This window comes from Faunimonas pinastri (genome assembly GCF_900110915.1).
GTDB classification, from domain to species: Bacteria; Pseudomonadota; Alphaproteobacteria; order Rhizobiales; family Afifellaceae; genus Faunimonas; species Faunimonas pinastri.
In genome coordinates this window covers 285,470-297,757 of sequence record NZ_FOFG01000002.1, presented here as the reverse complement: position 1 = coordinate 297,757, position 12,288 = coordinate 285,470, and the positions used below count along the sequence as shown (strand labels likewise).

At 65.9% G+C, this 12,288-nt stretch carries 9 protein-coding genes; 5 read left to right on the top strand and 4 right to left on the bottom strand.

Annotation, left to right across the window (positions count from 1 at the left end):
• Nucleotides 1-17 precede the first annotated feature (17 nt).
• Both BMY25_RS04655 and BMY25_RS04650 read right to left on the bottom strand, forming a co-directional pair.
• On the bottom strand, nt 18-1,280 hold the full coding sequence (locus BMY25_RS04655) for a M23 family metallopeptidase (RefSeq protein ID WP_177176706.1): 1,263 nt from the start codon (nt 1,278-1,280) through the stop codon (nt 18-20).
• A 215-nt stretch (nt 1,281-1,495) separates the two neighbouring features.
• Nucleotides 1,496-1,972 carry a peroxiredoxin gene (locus BMY25_RS04650; protein ID WP_092495618.1) on the bottom strand — a complete coding sequence of 159 codons (477 nt, stop codon included), beginning with the start codon at nt 1,970-1,972 and terminating at the stop codon, nt 1,496-1,498.
• Nucleotides 1,973-2,181: 209 nt separating this feature from the next.
• On the opposite strand from BMY25_RS04650, the gene BMY25_RS04645 reads away from it, so the two are divergent.
• Nucleotides 2,182-5,406: a YhdP family protein gene (locus tag BMY25_RS04645; RefSeq protein ID WP_092495441.1), complete on the top strand. Its 3,225-nt coding sequence runs from the start codon at nt 2,182-2,184 to the stop codon at nt 5,404-5,406.
• A 63-nt stretch (nt 5,407-5,469) separates the two neighbouring features.
• Here the strand turns inward: BMY25_RS04645 and tyrS are convergent, their stop codons facing one another.
• Nucleotides 5,470-6,714 (bottom strand): tyrosine--tRNA ligase, encoded by a 1,245-nt coding sequence (gene tyrS / locus BMY25_RS04640; protein WP_092495440.1) that lies wholly within the window; start codon nt 6,712-6,714, stop codon nt 5,470-5,472.
• Between the two features lie 104 nt (nt 6,715-6,818).
• On the opposite strand from tyrS, the gene BMY25_RS04635 reads away from it, so the two are divergent.
• Nucleotides 6,819-7,955, top strand: coding sequence for an anhydro-N-acetylmuramic acid kinase (locus tag BMY25_RS04635; protein ID WP_177176705.1), 1,137 nt, complete (start codon nt 6,819-6,821; stop codon nt 7,953-7,955).
• On the opposite strand, the gene BMY25_RS04630 is transcribed toward BMY25_RS04635, so the two are convergent.
• Nucleotides 7,946-8,602 carry an alpha/beta hydrolase gene (locus BMY25_RS04630; protein ID WP_092495439.1) on the bottom strand — a complete coding sequence of 219 codons (657 nt, stop codon included), beginning with the start codon at nt 8,600-8,602 and terminating at the stop codon, nt 7,946-7,948. The genes BMY25_RS04635 and BMY25_RS04630 overlap by 10 nt on opposite strands.
• 193 nt (nt 8,603-8,795) lie before the next feature.
• Here BMY25_RS04630 and BMY25_RS04625 point away from each other — a divergent pair, with 193 nt between their 5' ends.
• The 3 genes from BMY25_RS04625 to sufC are packed head-to-tail and all read left to right on the top strand — an operon-like array spanning nt 8,796 to nt 12,286.
• Nucleotides 8,796-9,959, top strand: a complete 1,164-nt coding sequence (locus BMY25_RS04625; RefSeq protein WP_092495438.1) for a cysteine desulfurase family protein — start codon at nt 8,796-8,798, stop codon at nt 9,957-9,959.
• A 15-nt stretch (nt 9,960-9,974) separates the two neighbouring features.
• Nucleotides 9,975-11,495, top strand: coding sequence for a Fe-S cluster assembly protein SufB (gene sufB, locus BMY25_RS04620; protein ID WP_092495437.1), 1,521 nt, complete (start codon nt 9,975-9,977; stop codon nt 11,493-11,495).
• 38 nt (nt 11,496-11,533) lie between these two features.
• Nucleotides 11,534-12,286 carry a Fe-S cluster assembly ATPase SufC gene (gene sufC / locus BMY25_RS04615; protein WP_092495436.1) on the top strand — a complete coding sequence of 251 codons (753 nt, stop codon included), beginning with the start codon at nt 11,534-11,536 and terminating at the stop codon, nt 12,284-12,286.
• The last annotated feature ends 2 nt before the right edge of the window (nt 12,287-12,288 follow it).

Sequence of the window (12,288 nt, the reverse complement as noted above, 5' to 3'; positions counted from 1 at the left end):
CCGAGAGATGGCGCCGCCTAAAGTTCGCGGCCGACCTCCAGATAGAAGGCGGGATCGACCGCTTCGCCGTTGCGGCGGGTTTCGTAATGGAGATGCGGGCCGGTGGCGCGACCGGTTTCACCGACGCGGCCGATCACGTCGCCGCGCGCCAGCGTTTGCCCCGCCCGCACGTCGATCTCGGAGAGATGGCCGTAGCGCGTGCTGAGGCCGCCGGCATGCTGCACCTCGACCATCTGGCCGTAGCCATTGCTCCATCCCGCGAACACCACCTTGCCCGGCGCGGTGACACGGGCCGCGGTGCCCATCGGCTCGGCGAAGTCGATGCCGCTATGCAGCGCAAGGCGACCCAGGAACGGGTCGCGGCGGTAGCCGAAGGTCGAGCTGATCACCGGATTGGCGATGGGATAGGCGAGAGGCGTCGCGTCGAACCTGCCGCGAAGCCCCGTGATTTCCTTCAGCGTCTCGTGCACGTCCCGGATACGATCGACGAAGCGCAAGGCTCCGTCCGTGGCGGGAACGAAGGGGCCGCCCTGCGCGTCGGCAGGCTTCGGCGCGACCTTGATGCCGAGTTTCGCAGCCACTTCGCCGAGATGCGCGGCCTCGCGGCTTGCGGCTTCGTCGATCACGGTGAGCGCCCTGGACTGGTTGTCTTCGGCGGTGCCGATGGATGCGCGGAGTCCCTCCACGAGCGGCTGCATGTCGCCCTTGCGCACCGGCACGGAAGACGGCACCGGGCGGATCAGGCTGCCGGTGATGATCGTATCGGGGGATTGCGTCGCCTCGGCATAGGCCAGCATCGGGGCGGGCCCATCGCCCTGCGCCACGGCCGGCATCGCCGCCGTGGCCCCCACGTCCTTGCTGGCGAAGATCGGCCGGGAGCGGGGCCGTGGCGCCGGACGGGACGAGGCGAGGACCACGCCGGCATCCCTTGCCTGCGCCACAAGTCCGTCCAGCGCGTCCTGCCGGTGATCCAGCACCTCCTGCCGCTGCACGAGGAGGGCGACCTGATCGCCGACATTCTGCGATTCGACGAGGCGCTGGCTGGTGACGCGCTCGACGTCGGCACGCAGCGCGGCGATGCGGTCCTCATAGCTGTACTGCATGCTGACCTGGTGCTGCAGCAGGCCGCCAAGCAATCCGTCGCGCGAGATCAGGTAGACGGTCGCGCCGATATAGCCGGTTCCGAACAGGAGGAAGATGGCCGCGGCCCCGCCCATCATCCAGGGGCGAACCGTGTACGCGCGGACCCCGTCGCCGTGCGCGATGATGACCTTCGGCAAGCTCCGGTCGACGCGCCCCAACCGGAGGAGGGGCAGGCGGAAGAGGGGGAGCCGCGCAAGAAGGCCGCGACGGGCAGGCGGGGTGATTGCGTCTTGGCTGGCCATCTGCGGAAGCGTTGTTGCTCGCCGTCCAAGATGGGCCAACAAGGTTAACGCAAGCTTTTGCTCCGCCCCCCTTCCAGGCGTCTCCCATAGAGGAGACGCCTGAACCTGGCCTACTGAGCCAGCAGGCGCGCCGCGTCGAGCACCTCCTCGACATGGCCGGGCACCTTGACCTTGCGCCAGAATTTCACGATGCGGCCATCGCGGTCGATCAGCACGGTGGAACGGTCGACGCCCATATATTTGCGGCCATACATGGATTTCTCCACCCACACGCCATAGGCCTCGGCGACCGTCTTCTCCGCGTCCGACGCCAGCGTGAAGCCCAGTCCGTGCTTGGCCTTGAACTTGTCGTGGCTGGTCGGGCTGTCCGGCGAAATGCCGACGACGCGGGCGCCGATTTCCTTGAAGTCTTCCGCCTTTTCCTGAAAGTTGATGGCTTCCCTGGTGCAACCCGACGTGTCGTCCTTCGGGTAGAAGTAAAGCACCACGGGCGAGCCACGAAGATCGCTCAGCCGGAAGTGCGCGCCGCCATCGGTAGGAAGGTCGATTTCCGGGGCGTTGTCCCCGTCTTTCAGTGCGTCGGTCATCTCGCCATTTTCCTTCCGCAAAAGAATGCCTAAACCAGATCTGGTGATTTGCTTCGGCCGTCTTGCGGCTAAGACTGGTCGATGCAAGCCGATTCCCAAGGCGAGAGGACATACCGCTGCCACCCGAGCCCGTCGAGAGTTACAGGACCATCCGCGTGCCGGAGCCAAGCAGTGGCGGTGGCAGTACCGTTGTCCGCGGCTGTGGATATGTGCTGCTGGTCCTGGTGCTCTGCCTCGTCGGGCTGGGCGTGCAGATGACGCGCTCGGAGATCGGCTTCAAGGCGCTGAATTCCCGGCTGGAAGCGGCGCTGAAAGGCAGCCTGCCGCCCGGGTCGGATCTTCACGTCGGCCGCTCTGCGATCTCCTACCGCTTCGATCGCGGCCTCGTCCTGGATGCGCACGACGTGCAGCTCGGCCTGCCCGGTGCGGTCGCCATGCGGGCGGGGACGATCTCCACCGTCACGCACCTGTCCTCGCTGCTGCGCGGCAATATCAGCTTCAACTCCGTCCAGATCGACGATGTCGCGCTGTCCGTGCCGCTCAGCGGCGGTCAGATGCCGGCGACTGCGCAGGCCGACCTCATCCGCCAGGGCGCGCAGGAAATCGGCCGCCAGATCATCGGCGGCACCGACCAGATGCAGAAGGCGGGCCTGAACGACGTCAAGATCACCAACGCCAGCCTGACCCTGCCGGTGGCCAGCGGACAGCCCGCCGTCACGACCAAGCCGCTGGTGCAGATCCGCGAGATCCGCTGGCAGCCGCTGGGAGCGCGCCGGAGCAATCTGTGGGTGCAGTTCGAGCCGGTGCAGGGGCACGACTGGAGCGCCATGCTCTCCAATGCGCCCACGGCCGACGGCGGCAACATCGTCGACATGAACGTCGCAGACATGCCGATGGCGTGGCTGGCGCCCGACATGGCCGACCCGAAGCTGCGGCCGTTCTTCGATACCAGCTTCAATCTGGAGGCGCGGATCGAGCTGGCGTCGGACGGCGGCTATCGCCGGCTGCACGGCACGCTGCGCTCGGGCGGCGGGCAGCTTTCCTTCTCCGACAAGGACGCCACGGGCGTGACCGGCGCGGCCGTCGAGTTCGACATGCCGCCGGACGGCAGCGACTTCCTGTTGCCGCAGATCCTGATGGAGACGCAGAACGGCAAGATGGAGTTTCAGGGGGCGGTTCACCTCGCCTCCGAAAAGGCGCCGATCGAGGTTTCCGCCGACCTCGTCTCGGGCGTGCTGCCGATCGGTCGAGGCAACCAGCGGCCGCTGACGCTGACCTCGGGTGGCCTGAAGGGGCGCGTCGATCTCGCCAATCAGGCCCTCACCATCACCTCGCTCGATATGGCGGCGCCGGAAGGTCACGCGTCGATCACCGGCGGCGCGACCTTCGCGGGGCCGAATCCCGGCCTGTCGCTGTCCATCACGACGAGCGAATTGCCGGCCTCCACGCTCCGCGCGATGTGGCCGCCCTTCGTCGCGCCGAAGACGCGGGTCTGGTTCGACCAGAACGTCAATGCCGCGACGCTCGGGCCGGCCGCCGTGCAGGTTAAACTGCCTTGGGAGTTCCTCGGCGAGGCGGGCAAGGACAAGGTGCTGCCCGGCTACGGGTTGACCGGCTCCGTGCCCTTCCGGGATGGCAGCTTCACCGCGCTGGGGCGGCTGCCGCCGCTGGTCGGAGCGGAAGGCACCATCGAGTTCGCCAACGCGACGGCGACCATCACCACCGCGGACGCGCATATCAACGTGCCGGATTTCGGAACCCTGCAGGCCGATGGCACGGTGGTGGCGATCCCGGAGCTCGGCCGTCCCGATCCGACCGCTGAATTGAGCCTGCATCTGGCGGGCTCAGCCAAAGCGCTGGCCGCGCTTTCCGACATCAAGCCGTTCTCCGTCGCCAAGGACCAGAAGATCGATCCGCGCAAGCTCACCGGAAACAGCGATCTGGAGCTCCACGCCGACATTCCGCTGACCGACAACGGGCTCGACAACATCAGCCCCGAGTTCAAGCTGACGCTGAAGGATTTCAGCAGCCAGACGCCGTTCCAGGGGCATGCGATCGCCGATGCCGACATCTTGCTGGAAGGCAAGGCCGACAATTATTCCGTCAAGGGCACGGCGAAGCTCGACGGCGTCGCGGCGACGCTCGACCTCGTCGCCGGCAGCAGCGTCGCCGACAAGTCGGCCGTGTCGCTTTCGCTGGACGAGGCCGCGCGCAAGAAGCTCGGGCTGGATCTCGGCGACACCATCCACGGGCCGGTGCAGGCTTCCGTCAAGCAGGGCGAAGGCGCCAACAGCCCCCAGGACATCTCGCTGGACCTGAAGCAGGCGACCGTCAGCCTCGATGCGCTCGGCTGGGAAAAGGGCGCTGGCGTTCCGGCCGCTGCCAGCTTCCAGCTTTCCAAGCTGCCGGACGGCAGCACGCAGATCCGCAACATATCCGTGTCCGGCGAGGGCTTCGGCGCAAAAGGCTCGGCCAGTCTCGACGGCAAGGGCAAGCTCACGGACGTCAGCCTGGCCGATGTCTCGCTGCGGCAGGGCGACGATGTCGATGTCAGCGTCAAGCCGCACGGAAATGGCTACGACGTCAAGGTCAGCGGCGCGTCCCTCGACGTGCGCGGCCTGCTTCGCGGCAACGGAAGTTCCGTCAAAGGCGGAACAGCCAAGGGCGGCGCTTCCAGTCCCGACCTCTTCCTCAGCGTGAAGCTCAGCTCGGCGACGGGGTTGAACGGGGCCTTCCTTCGTTCCGTTAGCGGCTCGGCGGTGATCAGCAACGGCGACGTTCGTTCGGCCGCGCTGACCGGCAGGATCCCCGGCGTGGCGAGCCCGGTCAATCTCACGATCGGAGGCCCCGCCTCGGCTCGCCGCGTGCATCTGGAGGCCGGCGATGCCGGCACCGTGTTCCGCTTCCTCGGCGTCTACCAGAAGATCGCCGGCGGTGGGATGACCATGGACTTCATGGGCAGCGACGGATTGCAGACCGGCTCGGGCGACCTCACGCTTCGCGATTTCCACGTCATCAACGAGGAGGCGCTGGCCAAGGCGGTCAGTTCCAGCAAGACGGCCCCGCAGGCGAAGCTTCCGACCTCGGGAACGATGAACTTCTCCAAGCTTCGCGTGCCCTTCGACCGCTCGGGCGGCACGATCAGCGTGCAGGATGCCTATCTGCGGGGTCCGGTGCTGGGCGGCACGGGAAGCGGCACGATCAACCTGACCGACAGCAAGATCGCCATCTCGGGCACGCTGGTGCCGGCCTTCGGCATCAACAACATCGCGGGATCTATTCCGATCCTCGGCACGATCCTGGGCGGCGGACGCAACGAGGGATTGGTCGGGATCACCTACAAGGTCTACGGCCCGCTCGACAGCCCGACGCTGGCGATGAACCCCATTTCCGCCATCGCGCCCGGCATCCTGCGCCGCATCTTCGACTATTGAAACGGAAAACGGCCCGCCGGGAGGCGAGCCGTTCACGAGGAAGGCGGGCGAGGGGAAAGCCGGTCAGACCGCCTTCAGCAGCACGTGCTTCTTGCGCCCGAGCGAGAGCTTGACCACGCCCTCGGCATTCAGGCTGTCCGGCGTCAGCGTCAGGCGTTCGTCGGTGAGCACCTCGTCGTTGACGCGGAGGCCGCCGCCCTTCACCTGCCGGCGTGCTTCGCCGTTGGAAGGCGCGAGGCCGGCGCGCACGAAGGCGTTGAGAATGCCCAGACCTTCCGCGAGTTCGGCCGCCGGGATCTCGATTGTCGGCAGGCCTTCCGCCGCGCCGCCCCCCTCGAAGGTGGCGCGCGCGGTTTTCGCCGCCTGCTCGGCTGCCTCCCGCCCGTGCAGCATGGCGGTGACCTCGGAGGCCAGCACCTTCTTGGCCTCGTTGATCTCCGAGCCTCCAAGCGCCGCCAGCCGCGCCACGTCCGAAAGCGGCAGCGTCGTGTAGAGCTTCAGGAAGCGCTCCACGTCGGCGTCCTCGGTGTTGCGCCAATACTGCCAGAACTCGTAGGGGCTCAGCAGGTCGCCATTCAGCCAGACGGCGCCGTTCGCCGTCTTGCCCATCTTGGCGCCCGAGGAGGTCGTCAGCAGCGGCGAGGTCAGCGCGAAGAGCTGCACGTCGCGCATGCGATGGCCGAGATCGATGCCGCTGACGATGTTGCCCCACTGGTCGGAGCCGCCCATCTGCAGCACGGTGCCGTGGCGCGCGTTCAGCTCCACGAAATCGTAGGCCTGGAGGATCATGTAGTTGAATTCCAGGAAGGACAGCGACTGCTCGCGGTCGAGCCGCAGCTTGACGCTATCGAAGGACAGCATCCGGTTGACCGAGAAGTGCCGGCCGACGTCGCGCAGGAATCCCAGATAGTTGAGCCCGGTCAGCCAATCCGCGTTGTTCAGCATCTTCGCCGAACCGTCGAAATCGAGATAGCGGCTGAACGCCTTGCGGATGCCGACGAGATTGCGCTCGATGTCCTCCAGCGTCAGCATCTTGCGCGCCTCGTCCTTGAAGGACGGGTCGCCGATCATCGACGTGCCGCCGCCCATCAGCGCGATCGGGTGATGGCCGGTCTGCTGCATCCAGTGCAGCATCATGATCTGGATCAGCGACCCGGCATGAAGGCTCGTGGCGGTCGCGTCGAAGCCGATATAGCCGGAGATCGGACCCTTGGCCGCCGCTTCGTCCAGACCCGCCGGATCGGAGATCTGATGAATGAAGCCGCGCTCGTCGAGCACGCGCAGGAAGTCCGACTTGAAACCGCTCATAATCCATTCTTTCCGGGAATTCGGCCCTCAAATGCCAGGCGGGACCTCTCTAGCAAAGATCGGCGGCGCGTGGGAATATTTGGGCCGATCGGAGATCCCACGCCATGAACGCCATGACGACCATTCGTACTGTGATCGGCCTGATGAGCGGAACGTCGATGGACGGGATCGACGTGGCGCTGATCCGTACCGACGGGGAGGCCGTACAGGAATTCGGACCCTCCGCCAGCTACCCCTTCACCGATGCCGACCGGGAGACGCTGCGTGCGGCGCTTGGCGAGGCTCGGGCGCTGGACGACCGTGCGGCGCGGCCGGGCGTTCTTGGAACGGCGGAAGAGCTGGTCACCGGCCGCCACGCCGAGGCGGTGACCCGGTTCCTCGCGGAGAGGGGGATCGCGCGGGAGGATGTCGCGCTTGTGGGTTTCCACGGCCAGACGGTCTTCCACGACCCCGCGCGCAAGCTCACGGTGCAGATCGGCGACGGTGAGGCGCTTGCGCAGTCGCTCCAGCTCCCGGTCGCCTGGGATTTCCGGGCCGACGACGTGGCCGCCGGTGGGCAGGGCGCGCCGCTGGTGCCGATCTTCCATCGCGCGCTGATGGCCACCGCCGGGCTCACGGCCCCGGCCGTCTTCGTCAATATCGGGGGTGTGTCCAACGTCACCTTCATCGGCCGGGACGATGCCCTCCTGGCCTTCGACACCGGGCCCGGAAACGCGCTGATGGACGACTGGACACGGGAGCGCACGGGTCGGGCGTTCGATGCGGACGGCGAACTGGCGGCATCCGGAACCGTGGAGACGGAAAGGCTGGCCCGGCTTCTCTCGCATGACTTCTTCGACGTGACGCCGCCGAAGTCGCTGGACCGCGACGCTTTCTCATCCGCCGCACTCGCCGGCCTCTCCGATGCGGACGGGGCGACGACGTTGCTGCACTTCACCGCACGGTCGATCGCGCGGGCGGCGGAGCATTTCCCGGAAGCGGCGGGTGACTGGGTCGTCTGCGGCGGCGGCCGGCATAATCGCGAACTGATGCGCGTACTGGGCGGACTTGTCGCGCAAGCCGGCGGGCGGCTCAGGTCCGCCGAGGATGTCGGCCTCGATGGCGATGCCACCGAGGCGCAGGCCTTCGCCTATCTCGCCGCGCGGACGGCGGACGGCAAGCCGATCAGCTTTCCCGGCACGACGGGCGCACCGGTGCCGCTGACCGGCGGCCGGATCAGTCGGCCTTCAGCTCAGCGCTGACGGTCCAGCTTGGCCAGGCGCATGTCGAGGTAATCGGAGCAGGTGCCGATCAGTTCGTCCGACTTGCTTTCGAAGAAGTGGTTGGCACCCTCGATCTTGGCGTGATCGATGATGATGCCCTTCTGCGTCTTCAGTTTGTCGACGAGACCCTGCACCGCTTCCGGCGGCGCCACCTTGTCCTGCGTGCCGTTGACGATCAGGCCGGAGGAGGGGCAGGGGGCGAGGAACGAGAAGTCGTAGAGGTTCGGCTGCGGGGCGATCGACATGAAGCCCTCCACTTCCGGACGGCGCATCAGGAGCTGCATGCCGATCCAGGCGCCGAAGGAGAAGCCGGCGATCCACACGCCGCGCGAATCCGGGTGCAGGGTCTGGATCCAGTCCAGCGCCGAAGCGGCGTCGGAAAGCTCGCCCATGCCATGGTCGAAGAAGCCCTGGCTGCGGCCGACGCCCCGGAAATTGAAGCGCAGGCAGGTGAAGCCGCGCTCCTGGAACATGTAGAAGAGCCGGTAGACGATCTGGTTGTTCATCGTGCCGCCGAAGCGGGGATGGGGATGCAGGACCAGTGCGATGGGCGCGGTCTTCTCCTTCGAAGGCTGATAGCGCCCTTCGAGCCGACCGTCCGGTCCGGCAAAAATCACTTCCGGCATTAAATCCTGTCCCGTCTTCCTGCACAGGCCTGTTGAGGCGTATGCGCGTTCCTTGACACCTTCCGGGGCCGTTCCTAGAACCAGTTTTGAATGGTTCAAAAGTTGGCCGCGGCCCGGACAGTGTAGCGGGCGCGATCTAAACACCATCTGCCTGCCGAATTTCAAGGATTCCGTGACTTAGGGGTCGGCCCGCATGCCTCAGCGCATCTACATGGACGCCAATGCCGGAGCGCCGCTGCTGCGCGAGGTGCGTGATTCCCTGGTCGAGACGCTGTCGCTGGCCTCCAATCCGTCGTCCGTGCATTCCGAAGGCCGTCGCGCGCGCGGGCTGGTGGAAAGGGCGCGGGGACAGGTCGCGGCGCTTGTCGGGGCCCGGACGGAGGGCGTGACCTTCACCAGCGGCGCCACCGAGGCGGCGGTGCTGGCGCTCTCTCCGACGCTCTCCCGTGGATCCGAGACGGTGCGGCTCGGCCGGCTGTATGTCGGCGCGACGGAGCATCCCTGCGTGCTGGCGGGCGGCCGCTTCGCCCCCGAGGATGTGGAACGCCTCCCGGCTCGAGCCGACGGGCGAATCGATCTGGATACGCTGGAAGCCCGTCTTGCCGCGCACGATTACGCGACCGGCGCGCCACTCGTCGCCCTCATGCTCGCCAACAACGAGACCGGCATCGTCAACCCCGTGTCGGAGGCGGCGCGGATCGTCAAGTCGCACGGCGGCTTTGTCTTCTGCGACGCGGTCCAGGCCGCGGGGCGAATTCCGTTCTCCATCGACGAACTCGGCGTGGATTTCCTGTCGCTCTCCGCCCACAAACTGGGTGGGCCACAGGGCGTGGGGGCGCTGGTTTCCGCATCCGAAGACCTTCGGCCGGCGTCGCTGCTTCGTGGCGGTGGACAGGAGCGTTATAAACGCGCAGGCACTGAAAACGTGACTGGTATTGTCGGGTTTGGGATTGCGGCGGAGCTGTTTGGAATATATCTAAACAGCGTTGGCGAGCTTGCTCGTCTGCGTGATGAACTCGAAGCGGGTTTGATCGAGATCTCTCCGGAGATCGGCATCATGGGTCGCGACCTGGCGCGGCTCCCGAACACGACGCTGTTTGTCGTGCCGGGCGTTGCAGCCGAAACGGCCGTGATCGCGTTCGACCTGCAGGGCATCGCCGTTTCGGCAGGTTCGGCCTGTTCATCGGGCAAGGTGGCGGCCAGCCACGTTCTGGAGGCGATGGGTCTTCCCTTCGACCTCGCACGGTCCGGAATCCGCGTCAGCCTCTGCGTTGATGCGAGCCGGGCTGATATTCATCGTTTTATTGCGGCGTGGCGCGAGATCTATCCGCGCCTCCGGCAGGGCCGCGCCGCATAGGAGTAGGAGACGTTCATGCCCGCGGTTCAGGAGACAATCGAGCAGGTCAAGCTGCTCGACGTGGACAAGTACAAGTACGGCTTCATCACGGACGTGGAGTCCGATCTGGCGCCGAAGGGCCTGAACGAGGACATCGTTCGCCTGATCTCCGCCAAGAAGGGCGAGCCGGATTGGATGCTGGAATGGCGCCTTGCCGCCTTCCGCCGCTGGCTGACCATGGAAGAGCCGACCTGGGCGCGCGTCGACTATCCCAAGATCGACTATCAGGATCTGCATTATTACGCGGCGCCCAAGCTGCGCGCGACGGCGACGAGCCTTGACGAAATCGATCCGGAGATCCTGAAGACCTACGCCAAGCTCGGCATTCCGCTCAAGGAGCAGGAGATCCTGGCCGGCATTCGCAAGCCCGATGGCGGCGACGTGCTGGAAGAGGCCCCGGGTGGCGAATATGCGTCCGGCCGCGTGGCCGTCGATGCCGTCTTCGATTCGGTTTCCGTGGTCACGACCTTCAAGAAGGAACTCGCGAAGGCCGGCGTGATTTTCATGCCGATCTCCGAGGCGATCCGCGAGTACCCGGATCTCGTCCGCAAGTATCTCGGCACCGTCGTTCCGGCGAGCGACAACTATTTCGCGACGCTGAATTCCGCGGTCTTCTCCGACGGTTCCTTCGTCTACATCCCCAAGGGCGTTCGCTGCCCGATGGAGCTGTCCACCTATTTCCGCATCAACGAGCGGAACACGGGCCAGTTCGAACGCACGCTGGTGATCGCCGACGAGGGCTCCTACGTGAGCTATCTCGAAGGCTGCACCGCGCCGATGCGCGACGAGAACCAGCTGCATGCGGCGGTCGTCGAGCTGGTCGCGCTGGACGATGCGGAGATCAAGTACTCCACCGTCCAGAACTGGTATCCGGGCGATCCCGAGGGCAAGGGCGGCGTCTACAACTTCGTCACCAAGCGTGGCGATTGCCGTGGCCGCAACTCCAAGATTTCGTGGACGCAGGTGGAAACCGGCTCCGCGATCACCTGGAAGTACCCGTCCTGCATCCTGCGCGGGGACAACAGCCAGGGCGAGTTCTACTCCATCGCCATCTCCAACGGCCGCCAGCAGGTCGATTCCGGCACCAAGATGATCCACCTCGGCAAGAACACGTCGAGCCGCATCATCTCCAAGGGCATCGCTGCTGGGCGGTCCGACAACACCTATCGCGGCCTGGTCTCGGCCAATCGCCGGGCGAGCGGCGCGCGCAACTTCACCCAGTGCGACTCTCTGCTGATCGGCGATCAGTGCGGCGCCCACACGATCCCCTATATCGAGAGCAAGAACGCGTCCGCCGTCTTCGAGCACGAGGCGACGACCTCGAAGATCTCCGACGACCAGATGTTCTACTGCCTGCAGCGCGGCATGAGCCAGGAAGAGGCGGTGGCCCTCATCGTCAACGGCTTTGTCCGCGACGTGCTGCAGAAGCTCCCGATGGAATTCATGGCCGAGACGCAGCGTCTGATCGGCATCAGCCTTGAGGGCAGCGTGGGCTGATCGCCCGCCGTCCGACCCACACGACAGAGAAAAGAATCATGCTCGAGATCAAGAACCTGCATGCCGAGGTCGAGGGACAGAAGATCCTCCGCGGCATCGACCTGACCATCCGGGACGGCGAGGTCCACGCCATCATGGGGCCGAACGGTTCCGGCAAGTCGACGCTCTCCTATATCCTCGCCGGCAAGTCGGACTACGAGATCACCGAGGGCGAGATCCTCTTCAACGGCGAGAACCTCCTGGAAATGGAGCCGGATGCGCGCGCCGCCGCCGGCGTGTTCCTGGCCTTCCAGTATCCGATCGAGATCCCCGGGGTGGGGACCATGAACTTCCTGAAGACCGCCATGAACGCGCAGCGCAAGGCGCGCGGCGAGCCGGAACTGACCACGCCGGACTTCATGCGCCGCGTGAAGGAAGCCGCACAGACGCTTAAGGTGTCTCAAGATATGCTGAAGCGTCCGCTCAATGTCGGTTTCTCCGGCGGTGAGAAGAAGCGCATGGAAATCCTGCAGATGGCGCTGCTGACGCCGAGCCTCTGCGTGCTGGACGAAACCGATTCCGGTCTCGACATCGACGCTCTCCGCATCGTCTCTGAAGGCGTGAACGCGCTGCGTTCGCCCGAGCGGTCGTTCCTCGTCATCACCCACTATCAGCGCCTGCTCGACCACATCGTGCCGGACGTGGTGCATGTCATGTCCAAGGGCCGCATCGTGCGCACCGGCGGCAAGGAGCTGGCACTGGAGCTGGAAGCCAAGGGCTACGCCGACTACGTCAGCGAGGAGGCCGCCTGATC